The sequence below is a fragment of the Mycobacterium shimoidei genome (assembly GCF_900417275.1).
GTDB classification, from domain to species: domain Bacteria; phylum Actinomycetota; class Actinomycetes; order Mycobacteriales; family Mycobacteriaceae; genus Mycobacterium; species Mycobacterium shimoidei.
On record NZ_UEGW01000001.1, the window covers coordinates 2,658,571 to 2,677,803 of the forward strand.

A 19,233-nucleotide genomic window follows, 5' to 3' on the forward strand; every position below is an offset into this window, starting at 1 on the left:
CCGTGACCGAGTGGACCATCGGCGCGGTTCTCGACGCGATCGCAGACGTCGTCCCGGACCGGGTGATGACGATCTGTGGCGATCGGCGCAGCACCTTCGGGGAGTCGGCGGATCGCACAAGCCGACTGGCAAACTTCTTGACCGGCAGAGGGTTCGGTGCTCATCGGGAACGAGCATCGCTGCAGAACTGGGAATGCGGACAAGACCGGGTGGCGCTCGTCATGTACAACGACCTGTATCCCGATATGGTCGTCGGCTGCCTCAAGGCGCGAACCGTCCCGGTGAACATCAACTACAACTACGCGCCGCGCGAAGTCAAGGAACTACTCGAGTACCTGCAGCCGCGGGCGATCATCTACCACCGTGTGCTGGGCGCCAAGTTCGCTGAGGTGCTGTCGTGTGACAGCGCCGAGCTGCTGATATCGGTCGAGGATGGAAGCGCCAACCCCGAGCTCCCCGGAGCGGTGCCGCTGGACGACGTGCTGGCGCAGGGAGATAACGACCTGCGGGTGGCTGCCTCACCGGACGACCTGCTGATGATCTGTACCGGCGGCACGACCGGTCGGCCCAAGGGTGTGATGTGGCGACAGTCCGATATCTATGTTTCGTCGATGGTTGGAGCCGATCATGCGTCGGCCCAGGAAATTCACGACAAAGTGAGTGGTGCCCCAAGTGCGCCGTGGTTCGCCGTCTCACCGCTGATGCATGCCGCGGGCATGTGGACCGCATTCGCGGCGATCATGGCCGGCACTCCGGTGGTGCTGTACGACACCGCCAAGAAGCTTGACCCGAAAGCGGTGTGGCAGACGGCCGAACGCGAACGAGTCGGCATGCTGACGATGGTCGGTGATGCTTATGCCGCACCGCTGGTGGCCGAATTGCGGCGCGGCTCTTACGACCTGTCTTCGCTGGCCACGATCGGCACCGGTGGTGCCGCGACGAATCCCAAATACCAAGAAGCACTCCTGGAATTGCTGCCCCACATCACCCTCATCAACGGATACGGCTCGTCGGAAACCGGAAACATGGGATTCGGCTACAGTCGGCACGGCGCGCGAGTCGACAGTTTCGCCCTGCGAGAAGGCGGCCTGGTTGTGTCCGAGGACTACAGCCACTTCCTCGCGCCCGGTGAGCACGGGGTAGGTTGGGCCGCCAGGGCGGGGCGCATCCCGCTCGGGTATTTCAACGACCCCGATGCCACCCGTAAGACGTTTCCCTGCGTGGACGGCAAGCGTGTGGTGATTTCCGGCGATCGCGCCGCCCTGGAACCCGACGGCACCTTGCGGCTTTTCGGCCGCGACTCGCTGGTGGTCAACACCGGAGGAGAAAAGGTGTTCGTCGAGGAAGTCGAAGAGGTGCTGCGTGCTCATCCAACGGTCGCCGACGCCTTGGTGGTGGGGCGGCCGAGCGATCGGTGGGGTGAAGAACTCGTCGCCCTCGTCGAACTACGCGGTGGCGCCGATGCCGCCCGGGAGGTGCTCGACGCGCATTGCCGTTCGCAACTTGCGCGGTTCAAGGCGCCCAAGGAGTTCATCGTCGTCGAGCACGTCCACCGGCTGGGGAACGGCAAGGCCGATTACCGGTGGGCCAAAGCCCAAGCAGTGCAGCAAGCGAGCGTAAAGGCGCCGATGTCGAGATGAAAGCGATCGACTGCCTCGTCAACGTGCATTTCGGTGAAACCGAAAAGCAGCCCACCTGGATGCTCAAAGTCCGCGACGACTATTTCAAAGGCCCCCAGACGATGTTCGAACCGGTGGACCTGGCGGCGCTGCTCGACGAAATGGATGAGCAGGGTGTGAGCAAGGCCATTCTGATGGACAATCTCGCCAGGCCGTCAATCACCGCGCGCAAATTCGTTGAAGCCAAGCCGGATCGGTTCGCACTGGCGATGGGTGGCGTCGACCTGCTACGTCCGATGCCCTCGCTGCGAGAACTCAGTGCCGTCGTCAACGACCTACCAGTCGTGTATGCGGTCGTGGGCCCGAGCTTTTGGGGTGACGGCCAATACCCGCCCAGCGACGCGGTCTACTATCCGCTCTACACCAAGTGCGCGGAGCTCGAGCTGCCGCTGTGCATCAACACCGGCATTCCCGGGCCCCCGATACCCGGAGAGGTGCAAAATCCCATGCACCTCGACCGGGTCTGCGTGCGGTTCCCCGAGCTCAAGCTGTGCATGATCCACGGCGCGGACCCGTGGTGGGACATCGCAATTCGACTGTTGATCAAGTACGCAAACCTGCGTCTGATGACGTCGGCCTGGTCGCCGAAACGACTTCCCGACACCCTGTTGCACTACATGCGGACCCGCGGGCAGCGCAAGGTGATCTTCGCTTCCGACTGGCCGGTGCTGAAAATGCGCCGGGTTGTCCCCGAAGCGGCCGCTTTGGATCTGCCCGCCGACGTCCTCGAGAACTATCTCTACAACAACGCACATGAATTCTTCTTTGGTGGTCGGGAGGAGCGCTGAGCATGGACCGCTATGAGCTGCGTAGGCTCGATTACAGCCTGACCGAAGACCACCGGGCGCTGCAGGCCGCCTACCGCGACTTTTTCAAGACCCATTGCCCAATTGAAACCGTCCGCGCTGCAGAGGAATCCGGCTTCGACAAGAGTTTATGGGAGCGGCTCTGCGCAATGGGTGCAACGACGATGGCCCTACCGGACACCGTCGGCGGGGACGGGGCGACACTGGTCGATCTGACGCTGGTGGCCGAGGAGATCGGTCGGTCGCTGGCGCCGGTACCGTGGATCGACCATGTCTGTGCGGCCCGGCTGTTGGCCAGACTGGGCGCGATGGAATCCGATGTGGTCAATGGCAGGCAGCTCGCAGCGTTCGACCCGCAACAGGACAATGTCGCGGGGGTTCGGCTGCTGCCGACCGGGTCGATCGCCGACCAGGTCATCGTCCGGGATGGTAGTCAGGACGGGGCAGTGGTGCTCCTTACCTTCGCCACCCGTCCGGCAAAGGTGGACAACATCGGCCGGCTGCCGATGGCCTGGGTTGACCCAGGGGCCGCCGACAGCCGAACTGTTTTGGCCAGTGGGCCAGGCGCGATGGCCGAATACCAACGAGCCCTTGATGAATGGCGGGTGCTCTCCGCCGCGGCGCTGGTTGGCCTGGTCGAAGAAACCATGACCATCGCGGCAGAATTCGCCAAGACCCGCTACACGCTGGGCGTGCCGATCTCTACGTTGCAGGCCATCTCTCATCCGCTGGCCAACATGGCGATCACCGTGCAGAGCGGCCGCAGTTTGGCGCATCGGGCGGCGTGGTTCCTGGACAACGAACCCGAGGAGCGTCCAGAACTGGCGCACGCCGCGTTCGTTTTCATGGCCGAGGAAGCGGCAAAGGCGGCAACCATGGCGGTGCATGTGCAAGGCGGACTAGGTGTTTCGGCGGAGGCGGCCGCGACGGCGTATCTGGTGCGTGCCAGGGGCTGGCCGGTCGCCGGCGGCGACCCCGGTGCCAGCGCCACGTACATCGGCGAGTTGATCGCCGCACGCGAAAGCGGTTCGAGGAAGGATGCCTAGGTGGACTTCTCACGCGTCACGTTGTCCGATGACGACCAGGCATTTCTCGAGGAGGTCCGCGACTTCCTGCGCACGCATGTGACCGAAGATGTCATACGCCGGGACCGGGAAACCGGCGACAACTTCGACGAAGGGGTGCACCTGGCGCTTGGCGCGGCCGGCTACTTGGAACGCGAGTGGAAGCCGGCGTCTGAGGGTGGCTTCAGCAGGGTTCAACGTCGCATCTGGGAACTGGAGAAACGCCGCGCGCACACGCCGTGGGTGACCTGGGGAACCACCGCGATGATCGCGCGATCGGTCGCGAAGTTCGGGTCACCGGAACTGCGGGACGAGGTGATGCCGGGTGTGTTCAGTGGGCATGTGCGAATGTGCCTGGGTTACACAGAACCCGAAGGCGGGTCCGACGTGGCCACCTGCAAGACCCGCGCGGTGCGCGACGCGGATGGGTCCAGCTGGATCATTAATGGCTCCAAGATGTTTACCACTGGAGCGCACAATTGCCAGTACGTCTTTCTCATCACCAACACCGACCCGGAAGCGGAAAAGCACAAGAGCCTGACCATGTTTCTGGTTCCGCTGAACTCGCCCGGCATCGATATCCAGGGCATCCGCACGATCGACGGCGACCGTACGAACATCGTGTACTACAGCGACGTGCGGGTCGACGACAAGTATCGGCTCGGTGAGGTCAACGGCGGCTGGACGGTGTTGCGTGAGCCGCTCAACGTCGAGCACGGTGCGGTGCCTGCCGCGCCCGACGGGCTACAGGATGTGTCGATCATGGCGCATCAGGCTGGTTTCATGGCAGACGCTGTGGACAAGGCCGCCGCCAAGGCCGGAGAACAAGATCCTGGCGGGCGCAGGCTCATTGACGATCGCTCAGTGGCGTACCGGTTGGGCCGCAGCGCCGCCCGCATGGAGGCGGCACTGAGCGCGCCGAGCATCTTCGGCCGGGTGGCCATCGCCCAGACGATGCGTGACATCTCACCGGACCTGATGGACATCCTCGGCACGGCGTCGGCGCTGCCGATCGGCACCGACGGCGCGGCCGACGACGGCGCCGCCGAGTATGTGTATCGCTTCGCGCCGCTGGTTGGTATCTACGGCGGCACCCTAGAGGTGTTCCGCAATATGATCGCCCAGTACGTGCTTGGCCTCGGCAAGCCGGCCTACGGGTCACCTGCCTGACGGTTGGCGCCCAGGGGCTTAGTCATGCAATAGCACCCGATTCCTTGAGTTCGGAAATGCGGTCCCAGTCCATGCCTGTTTCCAGCAGGACGACCTCGGTGTGCTCGGATGGCTGTGGGGCTCGGGTGGTCTCGAGCGGTTCGTGGTTGAACTGCACCGGCCCGCGAACGACCTTGAACGGTTTTCCGCTGCTGGCCAACTCGACTTCAGCGATCATGTCGTTGGCTATCGCCTGCTCGTCGTTGGCCAGGTCGATGAGGCTTTGGAATGGTGCCCACTGACCTTTCATGGTTTTTAGGTGCCGACGCCAGTAGTCAAAAGGTTTGCCGGCGAAGGCCTTCGCAATAAGCTCGGCAGCTGCATCGGCATTTTGTATCAGTGAGAGCACATCGGCGAAGCGGGGATCGTCAGCGGCCTCGGGGATGCCGAGATGCTCGAAAGTGTCGCGGATCAGACCGGTTGGGCTGATGATGCACAGGTTGATCGTGCCGCCGTCCGAGGTCAGGTAGTTGCCCATGAAGGGATTCACCGACGGCGCCGTAGATCCAGGCATCGGCGTGCGCATCACTTCTCCGGTTTCCATGCCTTGCGTCACACTCGCCCCAGCGGCCCACCAGGCCGTGCTCAGCAGCGACACGTCCAACTCCAGGGCTTCGCCGGTTCGCTCACGATGTAGCAGCGCGGCAGAAATACCTCCGGCAATGAACATGCCGCCGATGGAATCACCAAAAGCGGGAATGCCCTGTCCCAGTGCGCCACCCAGCTCCTCCGGCGTCAGCGCGTACCCTACCCCGCTGCGCGTCCAGAACACTGTCCCGTCATAGCCACCGACATCACGCTCAGGGCCCTTGTCGCCGTAGGCGCTGCCGCGGGCATACACGATGTTCGGGTTCGCCGCGCGAATGTGCTCCACGTCGAACTTGTGCTTTTGCCGCTGCGCGGGCATGTAGTTGGTCAGGAACACATCGGAGATCTTTGCCAGTTCATAGATCACTTCCTGGCCCCCCGGCGTCGAGATGTCGATGCCGACGCTGCGCTTGCCCCGATTGGGATGCTCCATCAGCGGATGCCGGTCCGGGTCGACCTGGATGCCACCCATGTTCAGGAAGCCACGTTGGGTATCGCCGCGGACCGGGTGCTCGACCTTGATGACGTCGGCGCCCCAGTCGGCGAGGATGGCGCCGGCCGCCGGTACGAACGTGAACTGTGCAACTTCCAGGACTCGAAAGCCCTCCATCACCTTGACCACTTTTCGGACCCTACTTCGCGTCGAATGTCACCGGAAGCGACGTCGGAGAACGGAACGGTTGGCCGTAGATGTGCGGGTCGTCGTCGGTGATGAGCTTGAGGTTGCTCACCCGATTCAACAGGCATTCCATTGCCACCCGCGTCTCCATGCGTGCGAGATGAAGGCCCAGGCAGGTGTGTTCGCCTGCCGCGAAGGAGATGTGCGGCACCGGCTTGCGGAAGATGTCGAATTCCTCGGAGCGCTCCCAACGCTGTTCGTCTCGATTGGCCGAGCCGATACACAGGTCGACCGCCGAGCGCGTGGGAATGCTGACCCCTTGCAGCTCGGTGTCTTCGGTGGTGAACCGCTGCACGGTGGTCAGCGGTGTCTCGAAGCGCAGCGCCTCTTCAATCGCGGGCCGGATCAGCTCGTGATCGGCTTGCACCGCATCGAACTGGTCGGGATGGGTGAGCAGCAGATACAGCAGATTGCCGGACGAACGGTAGGTGGTCTCCAGTCCGGCGGGCAGCAGCAGCCGCAGGAAAGAATAGATAGCTTCATCGGTCAGCTTCTCACCGTCGATCTCCGCGGTGACCAGGTCTGAAATGATGTCTTCGGTGGGCGAGGCTCTGCGCTGCTCGATCTGGTCGAGAAAGTAGTCCTTCAACGCTGCCGACGCCTCGAAAGCGCGCTCGTACTTGACGGTGTAGTTGATCAGCTGCACGGCACGGCGGCGAAATGTCGGCAGGTCTTCGGCGGGCAGGCCCAGGAGCTTGGCGATGACTCGAGTGGGAAATTCCACCGTGAACTGGCGAACCAGGTCGGCCTCGCCGCTTTCGATGAACTCGTCGATGAGTGCGTTGCAGATCGGCAGAACGATGCTCGGTTCCCAGCGGGCTAGCGCCTTGGACTTGAACGCCGCGGATATCAGGTTGCGGTGTTCGCGATGTTTTGTGCCCTCCATCGCCAAGATGGTGGGGCCCATAAACAGGCCGATAGTGTTGTCGTAGTACGCCGAGCTGAAGACCTGCCCGTCTCTAAACGCCTTGTTCACCGCCTCGAATGACAGCGCGGCGAAGGAGTTTTTGGGTCGCAGTGACTCGGGAGTTTGCGAGTAGTCAATGACCGTTCCGTGGAACACGCCGGCACCGCGGCGCTTCTGGGCGAAGTACGGGTAGGGGTTGCGGAGGAAGTCGGCGGGCTTGTCATCGCTGCGTACGGCGTTGCGAAGTTGACCTTCCACACCTGCTCCCCGTCGCCGCCGAATGATCGTACTGTAAATATTACAGTAGATGATATTGGCAGCGCTACGGCTGCCGTAAGCTGGACCCAGCTCGGGCCCAAGTCCCGGATCAGGGTGCGCCACGGGGCTTTTTCGAATTCACCAGTCGCATACCGAGTTCGTCAGGACTCACTAAATGCCCCTTGGTGCAGCGTATTTGCACCTGCGCATCGCCGCCGCAGGTCAGGTGCGTCAACCGAAGCCGGTCACGGCCCGGCAGGTGACGTCGGCCCCACTCGAACATTGCCCACACCACCGGCATGAAGTCGAGGCCGGCTTCGGTGAGCACATACTCTTCACGGCTGCGTTGCCCAGGCTCGCGGTACGGTTGGCGCCGCAATAGACCGAGCTCGACTAGTTCGCCGAGCCGCGCTGAGGCCGCGGCCTTGGTGATACCCACCCGTCGGGCGAAGTCGTCAAACCGGGTGGTTCCGTAGTACGCCTCGCGCATGATCAGCATCGCGGATTTGGTCCCGAGCACCTCCATGGTCTTCTCGATGGCGCATTCGCCAATCGGCGACCAGGCATCGCGGTCAGCGAGCGGGCCCTGCAGGAGTGTCATCGAAATCACCTCCGGACTGAGTTGCCTCCAGTATACCCAGGTGGTATAGCTGAATATAGCGCACAATACTCAGACTCGAGGAGGAGTCATGGCCGGATACCACGATCGCGACGCCGTCATTGTCGGCGCGGTACGCACTCCGATCGGCAAGGGCAAGCCCGGCGGCGCCTTGCACGAAGTGCTGCCCGTCGACCTGCTGGCGCACAGCCTGCGTGAGCTGGTTACGCGAACCGGCATCGACCCGGCCCAGATCGACGACGTCATCGCCGGCGCCGTCACCCAGGTGGGCGATCAGGCCGTCAACATTGCCCGCAACGCCCTGCTTGGCGCGGGTTTCCCCGAGTCCGTTCCGGGAACCACGGTCGACCGGCAGTGCGGCAGCAGCCAGCAAGCGATCAGCTTCGCCGCGCAGGGCGTGCTCGCCGGCGCCTACGACGTCGTGGTCGCTGCCGGGGTGGAATCGATGAGCCGGGTCCCGATGGGCAGCTCGCTGTTGCCGGGCAGCAACCCGTTCGGCGATGGCATGACGCAGCGCTATCCCGACGGCTTGGTACCGCAGGGCATCAGCGCCGAGCTGATCGCCGCCAAGTGGGGTTTGTCGCGCGCCGAGCTCGACGAGTTCTCTGCAGCCAGCCACGAGAAGGCGGCGCGGGCTACCAAGGACGGGCTCTTCGACAATGAACTCGCCCCGATCGCCGGGCTGGCGACTGACGAGATCATCCGGCCCGGCACCACCGTCGACACGCTGGCTGGACTAAAGCCGGCCTTCTACGATCCCGCGCTGGAGGCGCGCTTCCCGCAGATCAATTGGCATATCACGCCCGGCAACTCCTCACCGTTGTCCGATGGCAGCGCGGCGGTGCTGATCACCAGCGGCGAGGCTGCCAGGAGATTCGGGCTGCGACCGCTGGCCAGAATTCATACCACGACCGTGGTCGGCTCGGATCCGCTCTACATGCTCACCGGGGTTATTCCGGCCACCGAGAAGGTGCTGCGACGCGCGAGACTGACGCTGGCCGACATCGACCTGTTCGAAGTCAACGAGGCGTTCGCCCCTGTCGTGCTGGCGTGGGCAAAGGACACCGGGGCTGATCTGGCCAGGACGAACGTCAACGGTGGCGCGATCGCGATCGGACACCCGTTGGGAGCCAGCGGCGCGCGGATCATGACGACGCTGGTTAATGCGCTGGAGCAGCGCGGGGGTCGCTACGGGTTGCAGACCATGTGCGAGGGCGGCGGGATGGCCAATGCCACCATCATCGAACGACTCGACTAGAAGGGCATAACGATGACCGTAATCCGCGCTGCCGCAGTGCAACTCAGCCCGGTGCTCTACAGCCGGGAAGGCACCGTCGAACGAGTGATCGCCAAGATCGAGCAGTTGGCGCGGCGCGATGTGCAGTTCGCGACCTTCCCGGAGACCGTGATCCCGTACTACCCGTATTTTTCGTTCGTGCTGCGTCCCTTCGAGATGCGGTCCGAACACCTGAGGCTGCTGGAGCAGGCGGTGACGATACCGTCGCCAGAGGTCGATGCGATCAGCGCGGCCGCGCGGGCCGCCAACATGGTGGTGTCGATCGGGGTCAACGAGCGAGACGGTGGTTCGCTGTACAACACGCAGTTGTTGTTCGACGCCGACGGCACGTTGCTACAGCGGCGGCGCAAGATCTCGCCGACTTATCACGAACGAATGGTCTGGGGACAGGGCGACGGCAGCGGATTGCGGGCGGTCGATACTGCGGTCGGACGCATCGGGCAGCTGGCGTGTTTTGAGCACTTCAACGCGCTGGCTCGGTATGCCCTGATCGATGACGGCGAGCAAATCCATTCGAGCATGTTTCCAGGATCGTTCGGCGGCGACTTGTTCGCGCAGCAGACCGAGATCAGCGTGCGCAATCACGCGTTGGAGTCGGCTGCTTTCGTCATCAACGCCACCGCTTGGCTCGACGCCGATCAGCAGGCGCAGATCATGGCCGACACCGGCGCCCCGATCGGACCGATCTCTGGTGGGAATTTCACCGCGATCATCACGCCCCAGGGAGAATATCTGGGCGAGCCGCTGCGCTCTGGCGAGGGCGACGTCGTCGCAGATCTCGACCTCTCATCAATCAACACCCGCAAGGTCCTCATGGACGCCAGTGGCCACTACAGTCGACCCGAACTGCTGAGCCTCATGCTGGATCGCACCCCTGCGTCCCACGTACACGATCACGACTCGAGTATCGACCTTGACGAGGCCCAGCATGCCAGCATCTGAAACCCGCTTTGACGGAGTCCGGTTGCGCTACGAGAGCTCCAAGAGTTACGACGAATTGGTCGCCGCGCTCCTCGCCGACATCGGCGACACGCCAGTACCGATCGACGACATCGCCTCGGCGGCCGATAGCTGGGAGTCCTACCAGCAGGAAGTTCAACGCCATGTTGGCCCAAGCGGATTCATGTTGTTCGGGCTGTTCAACCACGGCGGCTGGATCACCAAGGCCGGCATTGACCGTAAGGCGTTGCGCGTCATCCTCGGTAACCCGTTGATCGCCATCACCATGTTGCGCTACGACGTCACGGCCGGCCTGTTCGCTCCGGTCGAGCTGCTGCTTGTCGAGGATGACAACGACCACAGCGGCCTGATCTACGTCAAGCCGTCGTCGTTGATGGTCGTCGAGCCCAATCGCGAACTGCTAAATGCTGCAGAGGAACTCGATGCCAAGTTGGCGTCATTGGCCACCAAGGTCACCAGAGACTAGAGCCAGCCGGTGCGGGCGGCAGCAACCGGCTCGGCGGGGGAGGGAGCCAGTTCGCCGTCGCGTACGCCATCGAGCATCCGTTGCACCGTAGCGACGATCTCCGGGCCTGCCGCGGCGAGTCCGACGATATCGGCTCCGGACGCCTCGTCGGCCTCGACGCCTGCACGGTCCAGTACCGCGGCCGGGTCAGCCAGTTGACCGGCCAGCCAGGACAGCGGGTCGGCCGACAACTCGGGAACGAAGTGCCGTCGGCCGGGTTCCCAACCGCTAAAGCGAGGGTGATGGTGGGCCCGGTCCAGCGTCCCCGGTGGACTCTCGGTTGATCCGAAAAGATCCACCCGCCAGACCGGTCGGCCGAGGGTGATCGGGACGCCGGCGTAGATGGAGCCCTGCGGTTCAGCCCGATCGACAAGGCGCAGTTCCAATCTGACTCCCCGTTCCGGGGTCGCCTGGCCTTCGAGCGGGGTCGGGTCGACGAAGTACATGTCGCCGATGACGACACCGAGGGTTTCGAATCCGAACGCTGCAAACATCGCGTACCTTTCCTTGGCTCTCTTCGAGCCTAGACCCACACCACCCGCGCGAATGCCCGCGAACACATCAGCTTCGTACCGGTGTCACTTCGCCCGGTGAATGCATCGTTGCCTAGCAGTCGTTGACTGCTTGCTCTCGTGCCCACCGGTAGTCCGCCTTGCCGGATGGGCTGCGTTCGATGACGGGCCGGAACACGATCGCTTTGGGAAGCTTGTAACGCGCCAACGACTTTGCGGCATGCGCAATCAACTCGTCGGCGTCGGCGTCGGCGCCCTCGGTCAGCGCGACAACGGCGACGACCTCCTGTCCCCACCGCTCGCTGGGCCGGCCCGCGACCACCACGTCGGCTACCGCCGGATGCGACGCGATTGCGGTTTCGACCTCTTCGACGAAGATCTTCTCGCCGCCGGAGTTGATGCATACCGAGTCGCGGCCGAGCAGTTCGATGACGCCGTCGGAGCGGTGACGCGCGCGGTCCCCCGGAACGGCATAGCGCACGCCGTCGATTACCGGGAAGGTTGCGGCGGTCTTCGCCGCGTCGCCTTTGTAGCCGAGCGGAACATAGCCGCGCTGAACGAGCCATCCCATGCCGTCGTGACCCGGTTGCAAGATCGACCCGAGGTCTTCGGCGGCGACGAAGGTGTCCGGACCCGGGTTGAACGTGCCGGTGGCCACCGCGCCCGCCATCGACAAATGGCTCATCTGCCCACCGGTCTCCGAGGACCCGACAGCGTCCATCACCATCGCGTTGGGCAGCGCCTCGATCAGACGCTCTTTGACGTAGGGCGTCAGCAGTGCGCCGCCGTTGGCCACGGCGGCCAGCGACGACACGTCGGCGATCCCTTTCTCGATGGCGGTCAGCAGCGGCCGTGCCATCGCATCCCCGACCACCGTCACCGCCTGCACCTTCTCCCGTTCGATGGTGCGCATGACGTCGTCGGCGTCCAGGTGGTTGACCACGGACGGAAAGACCAATGTCTGACCGGTCGTGATGGCCGTCATCACACTCCATTGGGCCGCGCCGTGAATCAGCGGTGGCAAGATCAGCAACTTGCTGCCGGCATTCTGCGACACTCCCGCGACGATCTCGTCGACGGATGCGACCGTCTCACCGGTCACCAGATTCCGCCCACCGAACGACGTCATGAAGATGTCGTGCTGGCGCCACAACACGCCTTTGGGCATTCCGGTGGTGCCACCGGTGTAAAGCACGTACAAGTCGTCGGGTGAAGGCTGCACGGGCGGCGGCGCCTCGGATCCGACGCGTCCGCCGCGTTCGACAATGGTCTCGTAATCCACTGCGCCATAGATCAGGTCATTGCCCGAATCGTCGGCGATCTGGATGAGCACCCGCAGTTGGGGAAGATCGGGCAGCACCTCGGCCACCCGCGGCGCGAATGCGGCGTGGTAGATCAGCGCCGTCGCACCACTGTCGGCGAGCAGGTACTGCAGTTCGCTCTTGACATAGCGGAAATTGACGTTGAACGGGGCAACCCGGGCCGCAAAGGCCCCGAGGAGCGACTCGACGAACTCATTGCCGTTGTAGGCGTACAAGCCGATGAGGTCCTGTCCCACCTGATGGCCGGCGAGCGCCGACCGCTCGGTGTGACACCCCAACCCCCGCGAGTGCAGGTACGCCGCGAGCCGGTTGGACCGCTCGACGAGCTGCGCGTATGTGTAACGGCGATCGCCCTGAATGACCAGCTCGCGGTCACCGATCGCACCCGCAACGGCAGCTACGACCGCCGGCACCGTGAATTGCGTCGCAGTGTCAGACATCATGCCTTTCGCGGTTGTGGTGCGTTGCCAGTCATGGATTGTTCCATGCGCTGATCAGGTCCTCGGTGGTGGTGATGGTTGCGAGCAAAGACAACGTGTTGTCGATGATCGCATCACCATATTTTGTCGGTACGGTTACCGCGTCGCGGGGCACCACGACCCGGTAGGCAGCGTTGACGGCGTCCATCACCACGATCGTGGAGACTCCAAGATTGCGCAGAACGGCGTCGAGGTCGGTGCCACCCGTCGGGACGACGCCATGCCAGCGGCTCAACACCAGATCGCTTGGCTCAGGCCTTAATTCGGGCAGCAGACCTCGCCGACCGGAAACTCCGGTGACCAGCCGATCATGAACCACCCGGTGACCTTCCAGGTGAAGGGAACCTTCACACCGTGCCTCCTGCGCTATATGACGTCGAGGGGCCGCATCATCGGCCCTTTCTTCGCGAGTTCGAGGTATTGGTAGTACGACCCAGACCAATACTGTAACGATTACAGTAGGCGTCACCTGCCTGTCAGGCTAGTGTCGGAACGGATTCTGCGTGGGGAAACGGAGCAGTGAGTTGAGCGATCGCGTTCTTGACGAACTGGGCTACTACCTGCTGGCCGGCGCCGGAGGCGAGGGGCCCGCAACGTTGATGGATGAGGCCCGCCGCGGCGAGGAAATGGGGCTCGGCACCGCGTTCATCTCCGAGCGCTGGAACGTCAAGGAGGCGTCGTCGCTCGTCGGCGCTGCCTGCGCGGTGACCAACCGGATGCAGATCGCCACCGCCGCAACCAATCACAACACCCGCCATCCGCTGATCACCGCGTCGTGGGCAACGACCATGCACCGGCTTTCCGGCGGACGCTTCACGTTAGGTATCGGGCGCGGCATCGCCGCCATCTACGGTGCGTTCGGCATCCCGGCGGTGACGACCGCGCAGATGGAGGATTGGGCGCAGGTCATGCGCCGGCTGTGGCACGGCGAGGTGATCTTCAACCACGACGGCCCGATGGGCAAGTACCCGGTGCTGGTGCTCGACCCCGACTTCAACGAAGACATCAGGCTGGCGCTGGTCGCGTTCGGGCCTCGGTCGCTCGCCCTGGGCGGGCGGGTGTTCGACGATGTCATCTTGCACACCTACTTCACGCCGCAGACGGTGCAGCGTTGTGTGAACACTGTCAAAGACGCCGCGGAGAAGGCCGGCCGTGATCCGGACAGCGTGCGGGTGTGGTCGTGCTTCGCCACCGTCGGCGATCATCTTCCCGAACAGTTGCGGCTGAAGAAGACCGTCGCTCGGCTGGCGACCTACCTGCAGGGATACGGCGATTTGTTGGTGCGCACCAACGGTTGGGATCCCGCTGTGCTGCAGCGGTTTCGGGAAGACTCAGTGGTGACGTCCATCGCCGGCGGTATCGACCACAAAGCCACACCCGAGCAGATTGAGCACATCGCCGGATTAATCCCCGACGAATGGCTGGAACCGTCGGCCACCGGATCGCCTCAACAGTGCGTGGAGCGCATCCGCCAGGAGTTCGACTACGGCGCCGACGCGGTGATCATGCACGGCGCCACCCCGGATGAATTGGAACCGGTCGTCGCCGCGTACCGCGCCATGCGACCATGAGCGTTATGTCGACGTATTTGGAAGACAAGGTCATTATCGTGACCGGGGCCGCCAGCGGTTTCGGCAGGTTGATCTCCGAGAAATGTGCTGCCGGTGGCGCGAAAGTCGTCGGCATGGACGTCAACGCCGAGCCCCTGAACGAGGTTTTCGACGGTATCCGTGCTGCTGGCTATGACGGCATCGGCTGCGTCGCCGATGTCACCGACATGGGCCAAGTCAAAGCGGCGGCCCAAAAAGCCGTCCAGACTTACGGCGCCATCGACGTAATGGTGAACAACGCGGGCGTGATGCCGCTGGCCTTTTTCGCCGATCACGAAGGTGCGTGGGAGAAGTGGCACGAAGCGATCGACATCAACATCAAGGGTGTGGTGAACGGGATCGCGGCCGTCTACGACACCATGATCGCGCGGGGCCGCGGACACGTCGTCAACATCTCGTCGATCTACGGCAACGCCGGAACCGAGGGCTCCGGGGTCTACAGCGCGACCAAGGCGGCGGTCGATGTGCTTTCGGAGTCGTTACGTGTTGAGGCCCAAGGCAAAATCAAGGTGACCAACATCAAGCCGACCGGCGTGCTGGGAACCAACCTCGCCAGCGGGGTCGTCAACGAAGCGGCGGCCGTCGGCATCGTCGGACACAAAGCCGCCCAGTTCTTGGAGAACGTCGCAAAGCTGCAAGACGGGACTCTCGGACAAGAGCAGATGGATATCGACTCGATGCAGTACTGGTTGATCACCCCCGACGACCTGGCGAACGCGGTGGTGCACGTCATCGATCAGCCCTGGGGGATCAGTCTCAGCGACGTCACGGTGCGGGCAAGCGGCGAGAACTACATCTTCTGACCGCGAAAGTGCAACTACCGACGCGTTTCCCGAGAAGCGCCGTCGGTAGTTGCACTTTCGCGGGCCACTTACGGCAGGATCACGGTGCGCGTGACCGGCTCGGGCGCCGCTTGGCGACTGTGCAGGCCGCGCCGTAGCGCCGTCAGCAGCGCGTCGCGGGTTTCGCGGGGGTCGATGAGCTCGTCGAAACCCAAGTGTTCGGCGGACCGATACGACGCCTGCAGCTCGGCGTTACGCAACTGGGTCGAGAGGTCCTCGCCAGCGTGCGACGCGCGGCTCAACGCGGCGGCGCTCATCGCGCCCATCGTCGCGCCCGGATAGGCGAACGTCGCCACTTGCGCGTCAAAACTCAACAGCGACATGACCATTGACCCGAACCCGTAAGCCTTACGCAGCGTGAGATGCAGCTTGAGCGTGGTGGCCACGGTCTGCGCGGCGAACATCCGCGCGCCGGCGCGTAACACGCCCGCGCGTTCGGACCGGCTGCCGGGCAGCATGCCCGGGTTGTCGGCAAGAAACACGATCGGCAGATGAAACGAGTCGGCCACCATGATGAAATGCGCTGCCTTGTCGGCGGCGTCGGCGTCGATCGAGCCGGCCAGCACCTGTGGCTGGTTGGCGACAACCGCGACCGGATGGCCGCCGAGATGGGCGAGCGCGCAGATGATCGCACGCCCGAATTGCGGCTGCACCTCCAGCCAGTCGGGACGGTCGAACACCACATCGAGCACCGAGCGCATGTCGTAGACGCGGCGATTGTCGCGGGAGACGATGTCGAGCAGTTCCGGCGTCGGCCGTAATTCGGTGGTTTTGTCCGGGGGCAGCGACGTGGGATATGACCATGCGCTGGGTGGGAAGTAGGACAAATATCGTCGCACGGTGTCGAGCACCGCTTCGTCGTCCTCGGCGACGTTGTGGATCACCCCGCTGGGCAGCGCGACGTCGGGACCGCCGAGATCCTCCTTCGAAATGTCTTCGCCCGTAGACTCTTTCACGACAGGAGGTCCCGCGGTGAAGATCGCACCCTGACGGCTCATGATTCGGAAATCGCACACCGGGGCGACCAGGGCGCCGTGTCCGGCCGACGGTCCGAGCACGGCGCTGACGGTGGGAACACGCCCCGAGCACTGCGCCTGGGCAAGCAGGTCGGTCGGGCTGCGCCCGTAGTGTCCTCCGGTGGGCCGAAAGCCGGCGCCCTCCAGCAGCATCACCAACGGAATCTTGTCGCGCAGCGCCAGTTCGGCGATGCGGTATCGCTTGGAATTGCCTGCAGGGCCGATGCTGCCGGCCAACGTGGTGAAGTCTTCGGCGCCCACCATCACCGGTGAGCCGTTGATCAAGCCGGAGCCCACGATGATCGCATCGGCGGCGGCGGCCTCGCCGCCCACCAGCGTGCCGAGCTCCCGAAACGAGCCCGGGTCCAGCAGCCGCTCCAGGCGCGCCCGCGCGTCGAGCTTGCCCTTTTCGCGATGCTTGGCGAGCCGCTCAGGCCCGCCCATGCCCCGCGCGTACTGACGGCGGCGATCAAGATCGTCGAGCGTCTCCTCCCAGTCCGGGGGCTTGGTCATCCGCATGTCCTCACTTGTCGACGGGCCGTATCGAGCCTAACCTCCGTTGACCCTACTGAAGCGCTTACTGTAGCGTCGGCGGCATGGCGATCCGCTTGTTGCCCCGATGAAGGTCGACGGCGGTCTTTTCAGCGAGCTCGCCCGGGTGCCGGAGTTGGCGCGCACGTTGGAACGACACGGCTACGACGGCTGCTGGACCGGCGAGATCAATCACGACCCGTTCCTGCCGCTGCTGCTGGCCGCCGAGCACACCTCGCGCCTGGAACTGGGCACCAGCATCGCGGTGGCATTCGCCCGCAACCCGATGATCGTCGCCAATCTCGGGTGGGATCTGCAGACCTATTCGCAAGGCCGGTTCATCCTCGGGCTGGGCACGCAGGTCAAGCCGCACATCGAAAAGCGATTCAGCATGCCGTGGAGCCATCCGGTACGGCGGATGCGCGAATTCGTGCTGGCGCTGCATGCGATCTGGGCGGCATGGAAGGACGGGACCAGGCTGGCGTTCGAGGGTGAGTTCTACACGCACACGCTGATGACCCCGATGTTCACCCCGGAGCCCCAACCGTTTGTCGCGCCGAAGGTCTTCATCGCCGCTGTGGGCGAGGCGATGACCGAGATGACCGGTGAGGTCGCCGACGGATTGCTGGTCCACGCGTTCACAACCAAGCGCTACCTGCACGAGGTGACGATGCCGGCGGTGCAGCGCGGCATGCAGCGTTGCGGTCGTGAGCGGGGCGCATTCGAGGTGGCGTGCCCGGTGTTCACCGTAACCGGCAGGGACGACGCCGAATTGGCAGCCGGCGCGGCCCGGGTGCGCAAACAGATCGCCTTCTACGGATCAACACCGGCCTACCGCAAAGTCCTCGAGCTGCACGGGTGGGGGGAAACGGCGGACGAGCTGCATCGGCTTTCGCGCAAAGGGGAGTGGGATGCGATGGCTTCGCTGATCGACGACGACATGCTCGAGGCGTTCGCGGTGGTCGCGCCGGTCGAAAAGCTGGCCAGCGCGCTGGCGAGCCGGTGCGACGGCGTGATCGACCGGGTCATGCCGTCGTTGCCACCCACCCTTCCCGAGGCCACCGTCACCGCGGTATTGCAAGAGCTGCGTCAGTAAGGAGCCGCCATGAGCACACCGACGATGGACGACGCCGCCAAGCTGCTGGCCGATCCGATGGCCTATACCGACGAGACGAAATTGCATGCGGCGCTGTCACATCTGCGCGCCAATGCACCCGTGTCGTGGGTGGATGTGCCGAACTATCGACCGTTTTGGGCGATCACCAGACACGTCGACATCATGGATATCGAACGCGAGAACATGCTGTTCACCAACTGGCCGCGCCCGGTGTTGACGACTGCCGAGGGCGACGAGATGCAAGCGGCAGCGGGGGTGCGCACGCTGATTCACCTGGACGATCCGCAACATCGGCTGATGCGCGCGATCGGTGCGGATTGGTTTCGCCCCAAGGCGATGCGGGCGCTGAAAGTTCGCGTCGACGAGCTGGCCAAGATTTACGTCGACAAGATGCAAGCCGCCGGACCGGAATGTGATTTCGTGCAAGAGGTCGCGGTCAATTACCCGCTCTACGTGATCATGTCGCTGCTGGGCATCCCGGAGGCGGACTTTCCCCGAATGCTGCGGCTCACCCAGGAGTTGTTCGGCAGCGACGACGCCGAGTTCAAGCGCGGCACCACCAACGAGGACCAGCTACCGGCGCTGCTCGACATGTTCAACTACTTCAACACGGTCACCGCGTCGCGTCGCGAACACCCGACCGAGGACCTGTCGTCGGCGATCGCCAACGCGCGCATCGACGGTGAGCCGCTGTCGGACATCGAGACGGTGTCGTACTACTTGATCGTCGCCACCGCCGGCCACGACACCACCAGCGCGACGATTTCCGGCGGCTTGCGAGCATTGATCGAGAATCCCGATCAGCACCAGCGGCTGCGCGACGATCTGGGATTGATGCCGCTGGCCACTGAGGAGATGATCCGTTGGGTGACTCCCGTCAAGGAGTTCATGCGCACCGCGGCACGCGACACCACCGTGCGTGGCGTCCCGATCGCCGCGGGGGAGTCGGTACTGCTGTCTTACGTGTCGGCGAACCGTGACGAGGAGGTGTTCGATGAGCCGTTCCGTTTCGACGTCGGCCGCGACCCCAACAAGCACCTGGCCTTCGGTTACGGCGTGCACTTCTGTCTGGGTGCGGCCCTGGCGCGCATGGAGGTGAGCAGCTTTTTCACTGAGCTGCTGCCCCGGCTGAAGTCGATCGAGCTGGCCGGCGACCCGCAGCTCGTCGCGACAACGTTCGTCGGTGGCCTCAAGCACCTGCCGGTGCGTTATTCGTTCCGGTAGCTGTCCGGC

At 64.0% G+C, this 19,233-nt stretch carries 17 protein-coding genes and 1 pseudogene; 11 read left to right on the forward strand and 7 right to left on the reverse strand.

Annotated features, from left to right (window positions below; translation table 11 throughout):
• Positions 1-2 precede the first annotated feature (2 nt).
• From MSP7336_RS13015 to MSP7336_RS13030, 4 genes are read left to right on the forward strand one after another with little or no spacing between them, the layout of a single operon-like run.
• Positions 3-1,640, forward strand: coding sequence for an acyl-CoA synthetase (locus MSP7336_RS13015; protein WP_069394405.1), 1,638 nt, complete (start codon positions 3-5; stop codon positions 1,638-1,640).
• Positions 1,637-2,467 carry an amidohydrolase family protein gene (locus MSP7336_RS13020; RefSeq protein ID WP_069394406.1) on the forward strand — a complete coding sequence of 277 codons (831 nt, stop codon included), beginning with the start codon at positions 1,637-1,639 and terminating at the stop codon, positions 2,465-2,467. The genes MSP7336_RS13015 and MSP7336_RS13020 overlap by 4 nt, the downstream gene beginning before the upstream one ends.
• A gap of 2 nt (positions 2,468-2,469) precedes the next feature.
• Entirely contained in the window at positions 2,470-3,531 is a 1,062-nt protein-coding gene (locus MSP7336_RS13025; protein WP_113963858.1) for an acyl-CoA dehydrogenase family protein, read from the forward strand.
• On the forward strand, positions 3,532-4,719 hold the full coding sequence (locus MSP7336_RS13030; protein ID WP_069394408.1) for an acyl-CoA dehydrogenase family protein: 1,188 nt from the start codon (positions 3,532-3,534) through the stop codon (positions 4,717-4,719). It abuts the gene before it with no gap.
• Between the two features lie 22 nt (positions 4,720-4,741).
• On the opposite strand, the gene MSP7336_RS13035 is transcribed toward MSP7336_RS13030, so the two are convergent.
• The 3 genes from MSP7336_RS13035 to MSP7336_RS13045 all read right to left on the reverse strand — a co-directional run bounded on the left by MSP7336_RS13035 (position 4,742) and on the right by MSP7336_RS13045 (position 7,791).
• Positions 4,742-5,956: a CaiB/BaiF CoA transferase family protein gene (locus tag MSP7336_RS13035; RefSeq protein ID WP_113964898.1), complete on the reverse strand. Its 1,215-nt coding sequence runs from the start codon at positions 5,954-5,956 to the stop codon at positions 4,742-4,744.
• Between the two features lie 22 nt (positions 5,957-5,978).
• Complete coding sequence (locus MSP7336_RS13040) at positions 5,979-7,190, reverse strand: cytochrome P450 (protein ID WP_113963859.1); 1,212 nt, start codon at positions 7,188-7,190, stop codon at positions 5,979-5,981.
• A gap of 109 nt (positions 7,191-7,299) precedes the next feature.
• Positions 7,300-7,791 (reverse strand): winged helix-turn-helix transcriptional regulator, encoded by a 492-nt coding sequence (locus MSP7336_RS13045; protein WP_069394630.1) that lies wholly within the window; start codon positions 7,789-7,791, stop codon positions 7,300-7,302.
• An 88-nt stretch (positions 7,792-7,879) separates the two neighbouring features.
• Here MSP7336_RS13045 and MSP7336_RS13050 point away from each other — a divergent pair, with 88 nt between their 5' ends.
• The 3 genes from MSP7336_RS13050 to MSP7336_RS13060 are packed head-to-tail and all read left to right on the forward strand — an operon-like array spanning position 7,880 to position 10,532.
• Positions 7,880-9,067, forward strand: coding sequence for a thiolase family protein (locus MSP7336_RS13050; RefSeq protein WP_113963860.1), 1,188 nt, complete (start codon positions 7,880-7,882; stop codon positions 9,065-9,067).
• Positions 9,068-9,079: 12 nt separating this feature from the next.
• Positions 9,080-10,048: a carbon-nitrogen hydrolase family protein gene (locus tag MSP7336_RS13055; RefSeq protein WP_069394411.1), complete on the forward strand. Its 969-nt coding sequence runs from the start codon at positions 9,080-9,082 to the stop codon at positions 10,046-10,048.
• Positions 10,035-10,532 (forward strand): DUF302 domain-containing protein, encoded by a 498-nt coding sequence (locus tag MSP7336_RS13060; protein ID WP_113963861.1) that lies wholly within the window; start codon positions 10,035-10,037, stop codon positions 10,530-10,532. The genes MSP7336_RS13055 and MSP7336_RS13060 overlap by 14 nt, the downstream gene beginning before the upstream one ends.
• Here MSP7336_RS13060 and MSP7336_RS13065 read toward each other — a convergent pair.
• The 3 genes and pseudogenes from MSP7336_RS13065 to MSP7336_RS24260 all read right to left on the reverse strand — a co-directional run.
• Positions 10,529-11,065, reverse strand: a complete 537-nt coding sequence (locus MSP7336_RS13065) for a hypothetical protein (RefSeq protein WP_113963862.1) — start codon at positions 11,063-11,065, stop codon at positions 10,529-10,531. The two genes, MSP7336_RS13060 and MSP7336_RS13065, sit on opposite strands and share 4 nt — an antisense overlap.
• Positions 11,066-11,177: 112 nt before the next feature.
• On the reverse strand, positions 11,178-12,845 hold the full coding sequence (locus MSP7336_RS13070) for an acyl-CoA synthetase (protein ID WP_113964900.1): 1,668 nt from the start codon (positions 12,843-12,845) through the stop codon (positions 11,178-11,180).
• 31 nt (positions 12,846-12,876) lie between these two features.
• Positions 12,877-13,158: pseudogene (locus tag MSP7336_RS24260) on the reverse strand (cysteine hydrolase family protein); the annotation flags it as partial.
• Positions 13,159-13,408: 250 nt separating this feature from the next.
• Here MSP7336_RS24260 and MSP7336_RS13080 point away from each other — a divergent pair.
• Positions 13,409-14,455 carry a TIGR03857 family LLM class F420-dependent oxidoreductase gene (locus MSP7336_RS13080; protein ID WP_113963864.1) on the forward strand — a complete coding sequence of 349 codons (1,047 nt, stop codon included), beginning with the start codon at positions 13,409-13,411 and terminating at the stop codon, positions 14,453-14,455.
• A 5-nt stretch (positions 14,456-14,460) separates the two neighbouring features.
• Positions 14,461-15,297, forward strand: coding sequence for an SDR family oxidoreductase (locus MSP7336_RS13085; protein ID WP_113963865.1), 837 nt, complete (start codon positions 14,461-14,463; stop codon positions 15,295-15,297).
• A gap of 68 nt (positions 15,298-15,365) precedes the next feature.
• Here MSP7336_RS13085 and MSP7336_RS13090 read toward each other — a convergent pair whose 3' ends face one another.
• On the reverse strand, positions 15,366-16,865 hold the full coding sequence (locus tag MSP7336_RS13090) for an acyl-CoA carboxylase subunit beta (protein ID WP_113963866.1): 1,500 nt from the start codon (positions 16,863-16,865) through the stop codon (positions 15,366-15,368).
• 106 nt (positions 16,866-16,971) lie between these two features.
• On the opposite strand from MSP7336_RS13090, the gene MSP7336_RS13095 reads away from it, so the two are divergent.
• Positions 16,972-17,979, forward strand: coding sequence for an LLM class F420-dependent oxidoreductase (locus MSP7336_RS13095; protein WP_069394417.1), 1,008 nt, complete (start codon positions 16,972-16,974; stop codon positions 17,977-17,979).
• Positions 17,980-18,003: 24 nt separating this feature from the next.
• A complete protein-coding gene (locus MSP7336_RS13100) occupies positions 18,004-19,224 on the forward strand; it encodes a cytochrome P450 (protein WP_069394632.1) in 1,221 nt (406 codons plus the stop codon).
• Positions 19,225-19,233: the final 9 nt, after the last annotated feature.